The following is an 18,109-nucleotide window of genomic DNA, read 5'->3' as shown; positions in this document are numbered from 1 at the left end:
TTACAACAGGTCCTATAATCAATGTCCTTAAAAACATATTAGCCTGAAAAAAGGACACTGATCATAGCCCTGTCGTTGTACCACATTAAAACTCACTCTTATAAATGAAATCATTTTTAGACAAAATATTTAAGCCATATATTTTTCCAATAATAATTGTTGTTATTGGAGCTTACTTGAAAATCGGACAAAATTTCAATTCTGTGGTAGAATTTTTCTCTGATACATCAAGTTCGTTTTTAAATTCATTTAACTATCAATTTTATGTGTGGGAAATATTATTATATCTCATATCATCATATATTGTTTTATATATAATTAAACTTATTAGAAATGGTAAAGGACACTCAAAAGAAACGAAAAAATTATTAAAACTAATTCGAAACTCACCAAATAAAATCAATATAACGGAAACAGGTTCAGACAATAAATACTTTTTTAGCTTTAAAGCAGATGTAAAAGACGAAGAAATCAAAATCGAAAAGCTACAAGCCTATTGTTTAAATTGTCGAGATGAAAAACTGAAAATGGCGGAAAAATATTATGGCGGATTTGAATGTAATTGCGGACGGAATTTTGATTATAATTTTAGTCGAGATATTCGAAATCTGATAATATCAAAAATTGAATCTGGAACTCTAAAATATTAATAACGTGGTACAACACCGTATATAATTTATTGCTAGTTCTAGCCTACTTACGAAAATCCTCGCGGATTTTCTATTCGGTTTTTATTTGCTAAATTACGTGCTAAACCACGCAACAAACCATATACAAACACGTTGGCGTGCATTTAAAACAGAACCATATGAAAAAATTTGGAAAGACAATTAAGTTATTTCTTATCGATGGAGAACCTAATGGAAGAATGACTTGTGAGCTTTCCAATTGGACAGGAAAAGCCTATAAAATTCCGCGAATAATGATTAAAGAATCCTATTCTCGTGAAGATTTACAAAGTCCTGGGATTTACTTGTTGTTCGGAGAAAACGAAGATGGAAAAGGTTTAGTCTATATTGGAGAAGCGGAAACTATAATCGACAGGCTAAAACAGCACGTTGCTCAAAAAGAATTCTGGTCCGAAGTGATTTTATTCATAAGTAAAGACGAAAATCTGAATAAAGCACATATCAAATATTTAGAAAGTCGTTTATACGAGATAGCCAAAAAAGTCAATCATTACGAATTAGAGAATAATACAGTCCCTTCAAAGTCATCAATTTCTGAATCAGAAATAGCTGAAATGGAGGAATTCATTGAAAATATAAAATTACTTACAAATACATTGGGGCACAGAGTTTTTGAAACACTAGTAAGTGCAGAAGCTAATAAGACAAAAAAAATAAATACTTTTAATATTAAAGCGGCGAGAGGAGCAAACGGATTTGGAATCCCAAGTTCAAAAGGGTTTATCGTTTTCAAAAGTAGTGAGGTAGCCATAAGCACAACAGATTCAATGCAGAAATCTTTGATTAACATTAGGAAAAAATTAATTGAAGACGAAACAATAATTAAAACCGAGAAAGGATTAGTCTTTGCTAAAGACTATGAATTTTCAAGTCCATCAACTGCTGCTGCTATCCTAATGGGAAGAAATGCAAATGGACTGAAAGAATGGAAATTGAAAAGTGGAAAAACTTTGAAAGAGTACGAAACAACCGAATAATAAAAACGACACGCCAACAATGGCTATAGCAAATTGGGCATAAAGAGCTAAAAAAAATGAGTTAGGCTTATTTGTTAAGTCAGCCAAATCTTTTGGATTTAGTATTTAAAAAGAATCATAATTATAAAACAAAAAGTTCTGGATTGTAGACCAGACGGCAATGAAAAACCTACTTGCCTTAGTCTTAAAAGTTATCGAAAATTTGACAAAAAATGAAGTACTGGTTATTTAATTGTAATCCTAAAATTTGGGAGATTGATGAATTCCTAAATTCTGGTACAGTTAATTCGACTTGGAAGATTAATGAATCCCATAAAAACACAATAAGAAAAGGAGATTTAGGTTTCATTAGAGTTGGGCATGATAAGAGGACGAAGAAAAACTTAAACGGAAGAAGTTCATTAGATCGTGGCATCTATGCAATAATTGAAGTTGTTGGTGAGCCAAATAATACAAATGATAAGAACGATCCGTATTGGCTAATTGAAGAAAAGAAAAACGAAATCACATGGCGAGTTCCAATAAAATATAGAATCAATCTGTTAGATAATCCAGTGCTAATTGAAAAATTTCGAAGAGCAGGTGAAATTGAAAAAGTAACAGCTATTCTTAAAGGACAACAAACAATAACAGCAGAAGTTACTAAGAATGATTTTGAAATAATATTAGAAAATTGCAATCATAACCAGGAAGAGCTATCAAACCTAAAGTCGGAATATAAGTCTGAAATTGGAGATATCGAAAGGTTGGAAATAAAATATCAGAACTCTGCACCACGAGTTAAAGAGATCATAAGTAAACAAATTGAAAGAGGGGGAATTGCAAAATCAATAAAAAAGTATTATAACTTCGAATGCTTAATATGTAAAGCGTTAGGATTACCGGCAATCGGTTTTTTGAAAAAAAATAAAGAATATTACATCGAAACGCATCACTTTTTTCCTGTTTCAAATCTTCAAAATGGCTCGTTGGGTATTAAGAATTTAATGACTTTATGTGCAAACCACCATAGAGAAATTCATTACGGAATGATTGAGTCAATTGAGTCAAATGAGAATCATTTCGTCATAAAAAAAGATGGTCAGTTAATTAAAATAAATAAAAAGTCGATAACAAGTAGTGAGGTCAGCATTTCTACTACTTTGTCTTAAAGACGCAACATAGCACCAATCCAAATTAACCAATTTTACAATAAAATGAAGTAATGAAAAATCTAACCTTAATAACAATACTAATTTTCGTCTTCTCTTGCGAGCCTTATCACCTTTTTAAGGATTTAGAGAATCAAGAGGAGGTCTTTATTGAGCTATCTAAATATGGGTTAGATGATATACCGAAAGAGGTTGGGCAATTAAAGAATGCAAAGAAGTTAGAAATCTACGTTGATAGTTTAGAGGGCTGGACTATTTATTCGCCACTGAGCGCAATGGACTAATATATTGACGAACCACCGTTTAGAAGAAAACAAATAAAAATAAAATAATGGGAATTTTCGACCTGTTTAACAAAGAGGATGATAAGTCCGATAGCTTAGATACAGATAATGGAGTATTAGGACCTACATTTCTCGAAGGCTTTACTGAACATATTGAAAAACCCAAAGACTTGCATTCACATGAATGGCGCAGAAAACTCAGAACTGCCAAAGCGAACAGAAAATTCAAAATCAAATTTTACGGAGCGCTTCACGAGGATTATAGCAATCTTATTGTTGAGACAGAATTTGCACCTGCTTTAGTATATGCAGTTGATATAGTTACTGGTGAAGAAATTCTCTTGTTTGACGGTTGTAAACACGGGTATAATGCTATGTTTTGCGATACTTTTACACCTGAACAAATTACAAATAGACCATTAGCAAATCAATATAAGGATAGTAATGGAAACGAAGTTTTTGAAATAACCATAAGCACATATTATGGTATTGATTATGAAGATGAGTTTAGAGAAGAGGTTGATACCAATGGTTTGCTAGAGCTTATTGATGGTACCAAAATGGATTTTGAAAGTGTAAAACGAAATGGCTATGACACATTACAAATTTGGGCAACTAATACCAACGGTGAAACTGTTGAGGTAGTTTCCGAAGAACTAGCTTAAATAAATTCATCTTAATAGTAAACCATATACAATTTGATAAAAATAATAGAAGCATATTTAGCTAAACTTTTTGATACAAATGGATTTGAAAATAGGGCAGATTCAAAAGCTAATAAGTTCACCCCTTTAGAACTAAAAACAGGAGAAGTACGTGTTTTTGTAGTTCCAGATTTAGGTAACGAAAAGGATCTCGTCTTAGATAGATGGAATGTAAAAGTTGGCGATAGGGTTAAACCACAAGATGTAATTTGCGAAATTGGCAATAGAAACATTGTTATGGAATACGAAAGTGCCTCTGAAGGCAAAATTATCTGGATCTGTGAAAAGAAAATAGCCTTGACCGTAGGTGATGTTTTTGGTAAAATTGAAGGTATCTGATTTAAACTTCAATGAGTTTTTGTTTCTTTTACCAATACTGATAACCATAACCTAAACGTTCATTTTTAATTAAATTGCTATTTTAATACAACCATCATTTTATCGATTGTTGCACTATCACAAACACCATTACACATTTTAGAAACTTCAATATGAAAATTTACCTGTTATCAGTTTTAGCCTTTGTTTTATTCATTTCTTGTAAAACCGACCCAAATAAACAAGTAGATGAAGGGCAAGTAGTAGAAAATACATATCATAGTAAAGAAATTGGTTGGACGATAGAGATACCAGAAGGTTGGAATGTAACACAACTAGACGAGTCGCAGGCGTTTGAAGATAAAGGTCTAAAGGCAATAAATGAAGCAAATGGAATAGACTATGATACTAGTGGTTTAAAACAGCTTATAGGCTTTCAAAAAGATAAATTTCACATGTTTGGGGCTAGTTCAGAAAAGTTTGAAATTGAATATGAGGGCGAGTATGAAGAAAATAAAAAATTAGTGAAACAGGTTCTTTATAACACCTATGTTTCTAATGGTATAAAAGTGGACACGGTGTCATCAAAAGCGCGTATAGACAACTTAGACTTTGATCTATTTAAAATAACGGTTTATGACCCTAATGGTAAGGTTTTGCTCTATCAAGATTTGTATTCTAGATTAATAAACGGCTTAGAATTCGGAGTCAACTTAAATTACATTAACGAAAAAGAAAAAAACGAATTAATGCGCGTATGGAAAAACTCAAAATTCGAATAAATACGATTATTTACAACAGCCCATAAATCATGTTCATTTTACAGCACCTGAAAAAATAGTACAGAATAGATGAAAGAAGTAAAGCATCAACACATGGGTACTACATTATAAAAGAAGTACGCATCAATTAGGTAATAGATTCATCATGAATTATAACAATAAAACTTTTAGAACAGTTTCTAACTCTGATAACGGAGAAACTTCTGCGGAGACGTTATTTGAATACAAACAAAAAGATAGTGTTTTAACGTCTACATTCAGTGGCGGACAGATTGTAGAAGGTCATTTAATAGGTTTGGTAGCTTTAGACGGTACCATTGAAATGCGATATCACCAAGTGAATACAAAGGGTGAATTAATGACGGGTAGTTGTGTCTCAAAACCTGAAATCATGGATAATGGAAAAATAAGACTCCATGAAACCTGGCAGTGGACCTCTGGCGATAAATCTAAGGGCAACTCGATATTGGAAGAAATATGATACTTGAAGTAGTGGGTTATAGATATTCGCCAAACATCGAGCAGGGGATAGTCGCTACTAAACTATTTTTACTTTCAATGTACTAAGCATCAATATCTAAGCTTTATCATAAAACATTTTTCTAACATCTCACCTTTTTTTGTAAGAAAGTATCCATTGGTAATTCTTAACTTTCGCCTTTATATAAGTAGTTGCGAATAGTTTTGTTCCCCCAATAAAATTTATGAAATACTATGTAAATACTTCGTTGTCAAGGCTCAAAGTGGGTAATTATATACATATTTAATTTTAAATTTTAAAGAATGAAAAATTCAATGAAAATGATGGCAATTGCTTTTGCTTCATCAATTTTGTTAACATCATGTTATTCTTACACAAGTGTTGTAGGTAGTGGTGCTCAAGGTAACAGTGAAACTACAGAATGGAACCATTACGTAATTTACGGTTTGGCTCCTGTAGGTGTTTCTGATTCTAAGGCTATGGCTGGTGGTGCAGAAAACTATTCTGTAACAACTAAACAAACATTTGTTAATGGTTTAATTTCAGCTATTACTTTCGGTATCTATACTCCGACAACTACTACAGTTACTAAATAATTGAGTTACAAAAAGGGAGATTGCTTAGCAATCTCCCTTCTTATTATTTCCAAATCATGAAGAAAATCATCTTTTATATTGCTGCAGTTGTTGCTTTTTTTATGTTGATCAATATTGCCAGTATTCTAATATCTGACTTTAGCAGACTTACCGAATATGGTTTTGGTTACCTAGCAGGTAAAGTTGTACTATTAATCCTATTTTCTGGTATAGCATTTTTCTTAAGAAAAGAAGTTTTTAAACCTGCTATAGAATCGTAATTACAATGCAATTCCGAAATTAAGAGTAGCGGTATGCTACTCCTTCACCAACTTCTTGCTTAATTCTTCTAAAGAAACTCCTTTGGTTTCCGGCATTTTGGTGATAGCCCAAATAAGCTGAAATACCATCATAGCACAGAAGAAGTAGTAGATATACCACACTTGGTCTTTCAAAATACCTTGTGCGGAGTCTAAGAAAAACGGAGTAATCAATGTAATGATTGCTGCAAAAACCCAGTGCACACTTACGCCCCAAGATTGCCCGTATGCACGAACACTGTTTGGGAATATCTCTGAAATAAATACCCAGATTACGGCACCTTGACCAATAGCGTGAGAGGCAACAAAAGTACAGATGAAGGTAATTGTTAAGGTAGAACCTAAATCCAACTGAAAACATAGTCCCACCATTACCAAACTTATGATGTAACCAATAGATCCAATAATGATCAATTGTCGCCTGCCCAATTTATCTAATAATCGAATACCAATAAACGTAAATACGAGATTTACGATACCAATGGCAATAGAATTAAAAAGAGACTCTTTACCTCCTAGACCTGCTTGTTCTAGTATTTCAGGAGCATAATAGAGTACAAAGTTGATGCCCGAAAGCTGATTGAAAAAGGCGATAAAGAAAGCTAGATAAAGCACTTTAGAATATTTCTTTTGAAAAAGGCTTTCACTTTTAGTAGAGTGCTTCAAATCGGTTTTTATCTCTAGTAATTGTTGTGCTGCTTTTTCTTTTGAGTATATAATCTCTAATATTTTTAAGGCTGCAGCATCGTCTTTTTTATGTAGCGCCAACCATCTTGGGCTTTCTGGTACGGTAAATACCATTAGGGTATAAATAAATGCCGGTATAGCCTCTACACCTAACATCCAACGCCAGTCGTTTGCTCCGTCGAATCCTTTAAGCAACCAGTTAGAAACAAAAGCAAGTAGGATACCAAAAACCAACCAGAACTGGTAGAGTCCGCCAAGCTTACCACGATTCTCTTTTGATGTAATTTCAGAGATATAGATAGGCGCTGCAACTGAAGATATACCAACGCCTACACCACCAATAAAACGAAATACAGAGAACGAATAAGGGTCTTGTGCCAAGGCAGAACCTAGGGCAGAAACCAAGAATAGAACACCAACCCAGAGTAAGGTCTTTTTACGACCTAAATTTTTGGTAGGTATACCTCCAAAAAGTGAGCCTACAACAGTACCCCATAATGCCATACTCATGATGAAAGTACCGTGAAATAGAGGTGAAGTATTCCATAATTGTTTAATGGGTTCGTTTGCTCCCGAGATAACTACGGTATCAAATCCAAATAAAAATCCTGCAAGCGCTACGGTTATAGACCAAACGATAATTCTGTTCATTGTTGAGTATTAAGTTGTAGTTAAATATAACAAATCAAAACCGTTAAATCTTAATGTATATGGGCAACATAAAAATCAAAGAATTGGTAACTTGTGGTGATTTTAAAAATTGAACGATGAAAGATTTGGAAAATAAAGTAGCCTACATTACTGGAGGTACTAAAGGTATTGGGTTTGCAGTTGCACAAACATTGCTAAACCAAGGAATGAGAGTTGCTATTAGTGGTAGATCTCAGGAAAGTGTAGACAAGGCACTTAAAGATTTTAATACTGATGCAGTTTTAGGAATTGTTTCTGATGTCTCGAAAATGGTAGATGAGAAAAATGCTGTCTCTAAAATTATGGAAAAATGGGGTCAGTTAGATGTTGTTTTGGCAAATGCCGGTGTAGGTAATTTTGCGCCAGTTGATCAGATGACAGAAGAAGAGTGGCACCAGATGATAGATATTAATTTAAGTGGAGTGTTTCATACGCTAAAGGCATCTGTAGAAGGTTTAAAGAAGACAGAAGGTTATTATATTACGTTGGCTAGTTTGGCAGGTACTAATTTCTTTGCACAAGGTGCAGGGTACAATGCATCTAAATTTGGTGTAGTTGGTTTTACACAAGCTGCAATGTTAGATTTAAGGCAGTACGGTATCAAGGTTTCTACCATTATGCCAGGTTCTGTGGCAACACACTTTAACCATAATGAGCCAGATGAAAAAGATGCATGGAAAATTCAACCAGAAGATATTGGTGAATTGGTATTGGATCTTTTACAAATGAACGAAAGAACCTTACCTAGTAAAATTGAGGTAAGGCCTACTAGACCAGATAAGAAGTAGTATTACACTTCTTTTTCTGTAAATGGAATGTCGGCATTACAGATTTCTGTAATTAACTGACCAAGTATCTGCTCGAAATCAGAAATGACCTCATTAGTAATGATGTGATTTTTACTGGTTGATCGGGCAGATTCTTTTTGTGCAAATAACAACGTGCCTTCTGCAAAATTTTTCAAAGAGATAATACCTGCTTGAATAGATAGATTTTCTGTAGGATGTGTTTTAGAATACATTAATCCGTAGCAAAGCAACTGAAACGCTTTACTGTACTGATATTCTTCTGTCAAAATATCCCATTCTACAATTTCTACATTTCGGCGTTCTACTTTCCCTGTTTTGTAATCGATGATACGGGTAATACCGTCATATTCATCTACACGGTCTAATTTTCCTTTTAAGATGATAGGAAAATCTAATCCGGCAACTTCTAAAGGCACTGATAGCGCTTGCTCTAAAGCAACGATGGTAATACTATGGTCCGCAAGTTCTTTTATCTCAACATCAATAAACGTTTGTATGTATTTAAGAATTACATGAAAAGAGATATAGTTTTTACCTGAACTGATGTTTCCATCTTTGAAGGTTTTTTCAAAATTTTGTGCTACAATCGTAGGTATTCCTTTTCGAATTCCATTAAGTAAATCTGCTGTAAGGTGTTTACCAATTAAAGGTGTATACAGTTCTTCTAAACTATCATGAACAATGGTACCGAAAGTATTTGGCGCCAAGGTTTCTTCTACTTGTAATACCTCATTAATATTTAATAAATTCTGTTTGTAAAAATCGATAGGGTTTCTAATGTAATTGCTGAGTGAGCTAGGTGAAAAACCTTTTCTGGCTTTGTCTTTAATAAGGGCTGCCAGCGAAGTGGTTTTTTCAACCTGTGCAATTTCTTTGGTAATAGGTTGTATAGTAGGTGTAGCAATAAATGATTTAATATTTGTTCTATTATCATCAGTTAATAACTGTGTAATCAATCGGCTACGCTCGCCACCTTCCAATGCGTCTGGCTCGGTATTGTACAGTATATATACATTTTTGGCACGTTGTAATAAGCGATAGAAGTGATAGGTATAAACAGCATCTTTCTCTTTATAGGTTGGTAATCCGTTTTTGATTTTTAGGTCGTACGGAATAAATGAATTGTTAGATTTACCCGATGGTAATACGCCTTCGTTGACAGAAGTAATAATAATAGTCTCAAAATCTAACAAACGACTTTCTAGCATTCCCATAATCTGGATGCCTTCAATTGGGTTTCCCTGAAAATCTAAAGTTTCTGAGCTTAACAACTGTGAAAATAGATGTTTTAAACTTTTAAGATTATTGATATAGGTAAAGCTGTTACAAAGATCCTTTAGCTGGTTAAATAGTGTAAAAAATTTATAAAGCTGCTCTAGCAAAAGCGAATTTTCTTTTACTACGTCGATAACTCGTATAGCTTCAATAAGAGCCAAAAAATTATCTATAAGTCGATTCGGGATATTCTTTACATCTTCGAACAGTAAGTTGATTGCTGCATTTTCTGGTAATAGTTCACGTATTTGCGCATTGGTAATGTATGACCAGTTATTTGTTTTGATTTTTGATATTAAACTGTCTGTAGAGACTTCATTTGCGTCAAATAAAAGTACGGCATATGAATGTGTCAAAAGATTTAGTAAGTGCTTGTAGAACCATCCTTTTTCTGTCTTTTGTTCATGAAACTCAATAAGGTTGGTAAAAAAGCTGGCCAAGGTAGTAGATGCCAACTTTTGACCCATGGTAATATTGGTAGCCGGAATATTATCTGGAATAGAATTTAATAATGGATTTAATAATTCTTCATTACCAAGTACAATAGCTGCATTGCGTAGCGCATCTGGTGAATCATTCTGAATTTTGTATAATAAATCGCCTACATAATTTACTTGGGAGATGTTTTTAGGCACCCCAATTATTTCAATATGTTTTTCGGTGTTATAGTAATTGGTTAGTCCCGCAAGAGGTTTTCCCTTTAAAATGTTCCATGTGCTTTGATAGTTACTTATAAAGAAACCGGCATCATGAATATTGTCTTGTAAAAAGTAGGGGTCAATATCCCAATAAATATTGGCATCTGTTTTTTCAAGAATAGTCTGTATAAGAATACTCTCTGCAGTATTCAAAGCATTAAAGCCAAGAAAGATGTGTTTTTTATTCGTATTTTCAAGGTAGTTAGGTAATTCTGCTACCGAGGTTTTATAGATGAGTCCCTGGTGACCAAGTCCTTGTTCTAGTAATCTTCCATTAAATTGATTGTAGATCTCTTCTAAATACCTCCAGAAGTGAAGGTAGTTTTCAATCATTTCAGAATTATCAGGATTCAATGACCAATGGTTGACTTCCTGAATGGCAGCAACATTTTGGTATAGGGTAGAAGCATCAACTAAGTAACGATCTACTTCATTAAAATCTTGTAATAGTATTTGTCCCCATTTTAAAAAAGAATCGAAAGATTCCTTTTCATAATCGCCTATTTTTAAATAGGCATTATAGAGTTCAAATAATTGTGTGGTAGTATTTGCGGTGACCAGGTTAGAAACCTTTTCAATGAAATCTTCAATACTGTAGATTTCAGGGGCAAGTACTGTTTGGGTAAGTGATTTTGATAGTATTTTTTTAAGAAATACACCCGCGCGCTTACTGGGTAGAATAAAAACTACTTTACCAGTATCTGGGTTGTTTTTTAAAACGTCTAGTACTACATCTTGTATAAAACTCTGCATATTGTGTAAAAATAAAAAAGCCTCGCAATATTGCGAGGCTTTTAGTTATTAAAACACTTAGGTTTTTATAAACTTATTTTACTAAGTTGATTTCTACCCTTCTGTTTGCTCTTCTACCATTGCTAGTATTGTTCGTAGCAATTGGCTTTTCTTCACCATAACCAACAGCAGATAATCTGAATTCTTCAATTCCTTGATTTACTAAGAATTCTTTTACAGAAAGAGCTCTTGATTCAGAAAGGCTTTGATTTAATTTTTCGCTACCTACGCTATCAGTATGTCCTTCTACAGTAAATTTAGAGTTTGGATATTCTTTTAATATTCCGATAATATCAACCATAACAGCTGTAGATTCAGCTTTAATTGAAGATTTACCTGTGTCAAACAAAATTGTTTTAGCATAGTTGTTCAATGCTTGTTGAACTGCTTCAGTAAGTTCTGGACATCCTTTGTTAGCTACAGTTCCAACTGTATCAGGACAAAGGTCATCTTTATCTAATACACCATCACCATCACGATCTGGCCATGGGCATCCTTTGTTCTCAGCTGGACCAGCTTCGTTAGGACAAGCATCATCTTTATCAGCAACACCATCGCCATCAGCATCAGGACAACCAGCTAAAGCAGCAAGACCAGCTTCGTTAGGACAAGCATCATCTTTATCAGCAACACCGTCACCGTCAGCATCAGGACATCCGTTCATTTCTTTAGAACCAGCTTCGTTAGGACAAGCATCTTTGCTGTCTTCGATACCATCACCGTCAGAATCAGGACAACCGTTGAAAGCTTCAAGACCAGCAACTTCTGGACAAGCATCATCTTTGTCGTATATGCCATCGCCATCAGTATCAGCACCACCAAATTTAACTGAAATACCAGCTAAGTGTTGGAAATGTTTTACTCCGTAATCTTCGAAAGCATGCTTGTAAGTAGATTGTAATGTAAGACCTAAGTTTTCAGTAAACCAGATATTAACACCAATACCACCATTTGCAGTACCAGCACCGATTTCATCAACCCAAGTATAACCACCACCGATCTCTACGAAAGGATCAATAACAGTTTGTCTTTTTATGATATCATATTTAATTGTACCATCTATAGCGTAGTGAGAAAGGTCGTCAACGCTAACGTCACCTAATTTGCTAATCTTGTTAAGAGAACCTCTAGCTCCAACAGAGAAGCCATCTCCAATTGACTTAGATACTCCTACATAAGAGATAGAAGGTAAAATGTTCCAGTGATCGTTCACATTGAAGAATTCGTTACCGAAAGAACTTACATCCGAAGTTGGATATACGTCAATGGCATTAACCCCAAATTGCACTTGCCAAGGGTTATTCTCGTCTTGCGCTTGTATGCTGTTGATACCTACTACAAGTAGGGCAACTGCCAATAATTTGCTAAGATGTTTCATGTATTAAATTTTAAGTTTAAGTGTTTATTAGCTGCAAATGTAACTTGTTAAATATTATTAACAAAATCAATTTCCTATTTTTTTTAATGCATTTAATAGATTAAATATTGCATTTAAACGATTTTTAATTCTTTTCCGACTTCTGTAAAAGCTTTGATGGCAGCATCTAAGTGTTCTTTTGTATGCGCAGCAGATAGTTGAACCCTAATGCGAGCCTTATTTTTTGGTACCACAGGATAGAAAAAACCAATCACATAAATTCCTCTTTCCAGCAACTTATTTGCCATATCTTGAGATAATTTGGCATCGTATAACATTACAGGTACTATTGCAGAATCTCCATCAACTATGTCGAAACCTGCGTTTTTTATGCCTTTTTTGAAGTACGCAGTATTTTCTTGCAATTTATCTCGTAAAGAAGTGTCGTTTTCTAACATATCGAATACCTTAATAGATGCCCCTACTATAGCTGGTGCTAAAGAGTTAGAGAACAAATAAGGTCTAGAGCGTTGTCTTAATAGCGTAATAATTTCTTTTTTACCAGTTGTGTAACCCCCCATGGCGCCACCTAGTGCCTTACCAAGTGTACCGGTGATGATATCTATTCTGCCCATAACACCCTTTTCTTCTAAGGTGCCTTTTCCTTTTTCACCTATAAATCCTGTAGCATGGCATTCATCGATCATAACTAAAGCATCGTACTTATCGGCTAGATCACAAATTTTATCTAGTGGAGCTACAATACCATCCATAGAGAACACTCCGTCGGTTACAATAATTTTAAATCGTGCGCCGTCTTCATTCGCTTTTATAAGTTGTGCCTCTAAATCTTGCATGTCGCTATTTGCATAACGATATCGCTTTGCTTTACACAAACGCACACCGTCAATTATAGAGGCATGATTTAAAGAGTCAGAAATAATAGCATCTTCTGCATTTAGCAAAGGTTCGAATACACCGCCATTGGCATCAAAGGCAGCGGCATATAATATGGTGTCTTCTGTGCCATAAAAATGGGCAATCTTTTCTTCTAATGTCTTATGTATATCTTGGGTACCACAAATGAAACGGACAGAAGACATACCAAAGCCATGTGTATCCATTGCATCTTTAGCCGCCTGTATAACATCGGGGTGAGATGAAAGTCCTAAATAATTATTAGCACAAAAATTGATAACCTCTTGCCCGGTGTTAATTTTAATAACAGCATCTTGCGGAGAAACAATAATCCGTTCTTCTTTAAAGAGTCCGTCATTTTTAATGTTCTCAATTTCTTGCTGTAGATGTTCTTTAATTTTTCCGTACATATTTCTTTATATATAATCTAGTTCTATTTCAGTATTAATGTATACAATGATCTTATGATCTATGGTGTAGCCCATATTTGAAAAACTCTGGGCATATGTATTTATTTGATGATGGTATTTTGGGTTTCGTTCACCTGTTTTATAATCTATAATGGTAGCGTAGTTGTTTTTTATCACCACCCTATCTGGTCTTTGAACCGTACCATCTGCCATTAATAGATCTCGTTCATTTAGTACTTCAACATCATTTTGGTAAAATTGCGTCAGATCTTTATGAAAGATGACCTTTTTTACAATTTCCTTTATCCCTTTTACTTCTTGCTCTTTTATCAATCCTTTTTGTAGCGCCATTTGTACGGCCCTATCTAAATCGGCTGTTGTTAAAATAGCGCCTAATATATAATGTATAACATTACCTTGATTAATGGCAACATCTAAGCCTTCATCCCATAAAGTACCAGCTAATGCAAGTATCTTAAAATCGGGTCTATTAATGTTAGTATATATATAAGGTATAGTAAGTTGATCTGTACTCGTTTGTTTTTTAGTTGTCTGTGGTATTAATTCACCAAAGTCATATGATAGTTTGTCTTGTTGATATTCGCCTATACTTTTTAGAAAATGAATGAATAGACCAGAATAACTATTGGTATTGTGTTCTCCTTTTTTGTCAAGTTTGTTGGCGCTAATAATAAACAAGGCATTAACCGCTCTAGTAAGTACTACATACAGAAGGTTGAAAGCATCTAGCTGTAATTTTTGATGGTCAATTTCATATAGCAATGATTCAAGTTCACCGTATTCTTGAACTTCTTGTTTTTTATTTATGAGTACTTCGGAAAAGCCAAGGAATTCTTCTTTGTTTACCGGAAGCCATAATTTAGGGTCGATCTCTTCAAACACATTTGAATTTGCATAAGGGAAAATAACTACCGGAAACTCTAACCCTTTAGATTTATGAATGGTCATAATCTGTACCGATTCAATATTTTCGGGTGTGCTTATGCTTGCCGAGTTGCCTTTCTTGTCCCAATAATCTAAAAAGGACTGCATGTCTGAGCCATATTTCTGCTCAACATCAAAAACGAGATCCATAAATGCAGAAAGGTGAGCATCTGAAGTTGGTATAAGATCAAAGGTTTTTATGGCATAAGCCAATCCGTCAAAAACAGAAGCTTGTCTTAGTTTAGAAGCGTCAAAACCATACGTTTCAAAAAGGTGTGTATTAAGTTTTCCTAAATTCTCATAGATATAGGCATGCTTATCATTCTTTCCATCCGACAGAAAATTTAAAATCTCATATTGGATCTCTAGTTCTGTAGGTTGAACCATATACCTTATCACTTGTACCAAAAAAATAGCTTTGGCACTTTCACTAAGTAATAAAGAATCTGAAGAAACAACGGGAATTTGGTGCTGCATTAAAAAATCTGCCAGCAGAAGACCATGCTTTTTCTTTCTTATAATAATACAGATATCGCTATAAGTATAGCCTTGGCTTAAACATTGTTGAATAGTAGCCAATGTGTTTGCTGCATATTCCTCATCAGTTTCTTCTTCTAATAATGAAATATTTACGTAGCCACCTTCTTTCTGATTGGTTTCTTGTGTATTGCCAATTTTAAAGAACTCTTGATAAATGTCGTTCTCTAAAAACGGACTTATACTTTGAAAAAAGTTGTTATTGAAGTTGATGATCTCTGCATAACTTCTATAGTTTTTTGGTAGGGTAACCAAATCAGATTGAATGGTGAATGGGTGCACTTGGTGCGTTGCCAATTCAAGAAATTGTTCGGCTTTACCACCACGCCATCTATAAATAGCTTGTTTTGGGTCGCCCACCAAAAACAAAGATCCGGTGCTACCTAATTCATCTTCACCCTCCATAGCGCTACCAATTAAAGGAATAAGATTTTCCCATTGCATTTGCGAAGTGTCTTGAAATTCGTCGATGAAATAATGACGATATTTTTCTCCAAGGCGCTCGTAAATAAAAGGTGCAGGTTGGTCTTTGACCTCTTTTGCAATTAAGGTGTTAAATTCAGAAATAGACAATTGGTCTTTTTCTTCTTGAATAATCTTTAGTTCTTTTTGTATCGCATTTAGTAATGCAAAAGGAATGATGTTTCTATTGATGTTAGCATACAATCCCCTTTTATATATAAGCTGTTTTATAGCTTGATAATGATGAAGTAATTGAGGCGCTAATTCTGCTGGAGCATTTTTAACGGTGGCTTTTACTATTTTTCCCTCAATTAAATTATCCTCAAGTTTGTTATTGTAGAGTTGTGTAGGAGTAAAGTTTTCAGCAACTATTTTTTTGAAATGGTTAGGTAAGGTTTCTCTAGGGAAATCTTTTAAATCTAAGCCAGATGAATTGATAATGTCAAGAGCGGTAGTAGAAAGTGCTACAATTTTTTTCTCTAAATATTTGGTTTCTTTTTTAAGATGCGTTTGCAGCTTTAGAAAATCGCCTAATTCTATTTTTTGTAAATGTTTTAAATGTTCGGCATTGTTCTCATCGAATATCAGTTTACCAATTTTCAATAGATCAAAGCCAATATCCCAACTACGGTCATCTTCAATTTTTTCAATGGCAAAATCTAAAAGCACTTTCGTAAACTCAGGATCCTCACCGGCTTTACTAATAACACGCTCAACAGCTTCTTGTAAAAGTAAGTCTACATCAAGAACAACTTCAAAATTCTGAGGGATTTTCAAATCTTTTGCGAAAGTTCTAATAAGTCTGTGGGTAAACTTATCTATGGTAGAAATATCAAAAAAGGCGTAGTTGTGCAGTATTTGCTTTAATCTAAGTTTGCTTAAGGCGGGTAGCTCTTCAAAAGTGTAACTCGTTTCGTTTAGAATGTCGTTAAATAACGGATTGGCACCTTCAATAGAAGTAGTTTTAGAAAACTCGAACAGGCTGTTCAATATTCTATGTTTCATCTCATTTACGGCTTTGTTCGTAAATGTGATAGCCAATATTTTTCTAAAATTCTGCGGTGAAGCCAGTATAATTTTCAAGTAAACCTTAGCAAGAGCATAGGTTTTACCAGATCCGGCAGAGGCATTGTATATGGTAAAAGAATTACTGGACACTGATTTTTACTGCAAATTAAGGATTCTTGTACAGTTCTTAACAAATTATTACATGAATATAAATGTTAAAATTCGTAACTTTGAAATACAATTAATATTAATCTAAAAACACATAAATTATGGCTTTTGAACTACCAAAATTGCCTTACGCCTATGACGCTCTTGAGCCTCATATCGATGCAAGGACAATGGAAATACATCATACAAAACATCACCAAGGATATACATCTAAATTAAATGCTGCTATAGAAGGTACTGACCTTTCCGGGAAGTCTATAGAAGATATTTTAACAGGATTGGATATGAGTAATGGTGCTGTTAGAAATAACGGTGGCGGATTTTACAATCACTCATTATTCTGGACAATCTTATCACCAAACGGTGGTGGAAAGCCAAGTGGCGAATTAGCAACTGCAATTGATAACGCTTTTGGTTCTTTCGAAGAATTCAAAAATAAGTTTACAACTGCTGCAGGTACTAGATTTGGTTCTGGTTGGGCATGGTTATGTGTTCATAAAGGTGGTAAAGTAGAAGTATGTTCTACACCAAATCAAGACAATCCATTAATGCCAGGTGTTGAATGTGGAGGTCAACCAATTTTAGGTTTAGACGTTTGGGAACATGCATATTACCTAAATTACCAAAACAAGAGACCAGATTATATTGAAGCATTCTTTAATATCATTAACTGGGATGAAGTTTCGAAAAGATACGCAAGTAACAAATAAGAAAGAATAGAAATATTCTTAACTATCTTGTAGGAAACCACTTATGAATTATTCATGAGTGGTTTTTTTGGTTTTAAAATAGAAAAGGGCGGAGAAGTCTCCACCCTTTTCGTCCCAAATCTTACCATAAACTTAACCTACTTATGCTATGGCAAGACTAAATTACTGGTATTGAGTAAATAAAAAAAGGATTTTTAAGAAAAAAATAAACTTTTATTTAACTGAAGATGTTTTACTAGGGGTAGGTCATTAGGGCTAACTAGTTGTTTTATAAGCCAATTGCTATAAAATAAAAAGACGGAGCATTGCTCCGTCTTTTCCCCAAATCTTACCATGAACTTAACCTACTTATGCTATGGTTC

17 protein-coding genes are annotated in these 18,109 nt (G+C 34.2%); 12 read left to right on the top strand and 5 right to left on the bottom strand.

Going from position 1 to position 18,109, the window contains the following annotated elements; genetic code table 11:
* Nucleotides 1-104 precede the first annotated feature (104 nt).
* The 10 genes from Q4500_RS18385 (at nucleotide 105) to Q4500_RS18340 (ending at nucleotide 6,242) form a co-directional block, all read left to right on the top strand.
* The gene (locus Q4500_RS18385) at nucleotides 105-650 is read left to right on the top strand and encodes a hypothetical protein (protein WP_303601023.1); all 546 of its coding nucleotides are present in this window, start codon (nucleotides 105-107) and stop codon (nucleotides 648-650) included.
* A gap of 158 nt (nucleotides 651-808) precedes the next feature.
* Nucleotides 809-1,666, top strand: coding sequence for a GIY-YIG nuclease family protein (locus tag Q4500_RS18380; RefSeq protein WP_303601022.1), 858 nt, complete (start codon nucleotides 809-811; stop codon nucleotides 1,664-1,666).
* A gap of 212 nt (nucleotides 1,667-1,878) precedes the next feature.
* Complete coding sequence (locus tag Q4500_RS18375; RefSeq protein WP_303601021.1) at nucleotides 1,879-2,817, top strand: EVE domain-containing protein; 939 nt, start codon at nucleotides 1,879-1,881, stop codon at nucleotides 2,815-2,817.
* A 53-nt stretch (nucleotides 2,818-2,870) separates the two neighbouring features.
* Nucleotides 2,871-3,101 carry a hypothetical protein gene (locus tag Q4500_RS18370; protein WP_303601020.1) on the top strand — a complete coding sequence of 77 codons (231 nt, stop codon included), beginning with the start codon at nucleotides 2,871-2,873 and terminating at the stop codon, nucleotides 3,099-3,101.
* Nucleotides 3,102-3,148: 47 nt separating this feature from the next.
* The gene (locus Q4500_RS18365; RefSeq protein ID WP_303601019.1) at nucleotides 3,149-3,766 is read left to right on the top strand and encodes a hypothetical protein; all 618 of its coding nucleotides are present in this window, start codon (nucleotides 3,149-3,151) and stop codon (nucleotides 3,764-3,766) included.
* Between the two features lie 33 nt (nucleotides 3,767-3,799).
* Entirely contained in the window at nucleotides 3,800-4,144 is a 345-nt protein-coding gene (locus tag Q4500_RS18360) for a biotin/lipoyl-containing protein (RefSeq protein WP_303601018.1), read from the top strand.
* A gap of 152 nt (nucleotides 4,145-4,296) precedes the next feature.
* On the top strand, nucleotides 4,297-4,905 hold the full coding sequence (locus tag Q4500_RS18355) for a hypothetical protein (RefSeq protein WP_303601017.1): 609 nt from the start codon (nucleotides 4,297-4,299) through the stop codon (nucleotides 4,903-4,905).
* A gap of 145 nt (nucleotides 4,906-5,050) precedes the next feature.
* On the top strand, nucleotides 5,051-5,386 hold the full coding sequence (locus tag Q4500_RS18350; protein ID WP_368389786.1) for a n-acetylglutamate synthase: 336 nt from the start codon (nucleotides 5,051-5,053) through the stop codon (nucleotides 5,384-5,386).
* 302 nt (nucleotides 5,387-5,688) lie between these two features.
* A complete protein-coding gene (locus Q4500_RS18345; protein ID WP_303601016.1) occupies nucleotides 5,689-5,982 on the top strand; it encodes a Bor family protein in 294 nt (97 codons plus the stop codon).
* A gap of 56 nt (nucleotides 5,983-6,038) precedes the next feature.
* Entirely contained in the window at nucleotides 6,039-6,242 is a 204-nt protein-coding gene (locus tag Q4500_RS18340) for a hypothetical protein (RefSeq protein WP_303601015.1), read from the top strand.
* A gap of 36 nt (nucleotides 6,243-6,278) precedes the next feature.
* Here the strand turns inward: Q4500_RS18340 and Q4500_RS18335 are convergent, their stop codons facing one another.
* Entirely contained in the window at nucleotides 6,279-7,619 is a 1,341-nt protein-coding gene (locus tag Q4500_RS18335) for a sugar porter family MFS transporter (protein ID WP_303601014.1), read from the bottom strand.
* A 116-nt stretch (nucleotides 7,620-7,735) separates the two neighbouring features.
* On the opposite strand from Q4500_RS18335, the gene Q4500_RS18330 reads away from it, so the two are divergent.
* Complete coding sequence (locus tag Q4500_RS18330; protein ID WP_303601013.1) at nucleotides 7,736-8,446, top strand: SDR family oxidoreductase; 711 nt, start codon at nucleotides 7,736-7,738, stop codon at nucleotides 8,444-8,446.
* A 2-nt stretch (nucleotides 8,447-8,448) separates the two neighbouring features.
* Here Q4500_RS18330 and Q4500_RS18325 read toward each other — a convergent pair whose 3' ends face one another.
* From Q4500_RS18325 to Q4500_RS18310, 4 genes are all read right to left on the bottom strand, one after another.
* A complete protein-coding gene (locus tag Q4500_RS18325; protein WP_303601012.1) occupies nucleotides 8,449-11,193 on the bottom strand; it encodes a PD-(D/E)XK nuclease family protein in 2,745 nt (914 codons plus the stop codon).
* 73 nt (nucleotides 11,194-11,266) lie between these two features.
* Nucleotides 11,267-12,610 (bottom strand): OmpA family protein, encoded by a 1,344-nt coding sequence (locus Q4500_RS18320; protein WP_303601011.1) that lies wholly within the window; start codon nucleotides 12,608-12,610, stop codon nucleotides 11,267-11,269.
* Nucleotides 12,611-12,723: 113 nt separating this feature from the next.
* Nucleotides 12,724-13,917: a glycine C-acetyltransferase gene (gene kbl, locus Q4500_RS18315; RefSeq protein WP_303601010.1), complete on the bottom strand. Its 1,194-nt coding sequence runs from the start codon at nucleotides 13,915-13,917 to the stop codon at nucleotides 12,724-12,726.
* Between the two features lie 6 nt (nucleotides 13,918-13,923).
* A complete protein-coding gene (locus tag Q4500_RS18310) occupies nucleotides 13,924-17,019 on the bottom strand; it encodes an exodeoxyribonuclease V subunit beta (protein ID WP_303601009.1) in 3,096 nt (1,031 codons plus the stop codon).
* A 119-nt stretch (nucleotides 17,020-17,138) separates the two neighbouring features.
* Here Q4500_RS18310 and Q4500_RS18305 point away from each other — a divergent pair, with 119 nt between their 5' ends.
* Nucleotides 17,139-17,747 (top strand): superoxide dismutase, encoded by a 609-nt coding sequence (locus tag Q4500_RS18305; RefSeq protein WP_303601008.1) that lies wholly within the window; start codon nucleotides 17,139-17,141, stop codon nucleotides 17,745-17,747.
* The last annotated feature ends 362 nt before the right edge of the window (nucleotides 17,748-18,109 follow it).

This window comes from Maribacter sp. 1_MG-2023, assembly GCF_030547005.1.
Lineage (GTDB): Bacteria > Bacteroidota > Bacteroidia > Flavobacteriales > Flavobacteriaceae > Maribacter.
The sequence above is the reverse complement of the archived record's forward strand: the minus strand, read 5'-3'. Positions and strand labels throughout refer to the sequence as shown.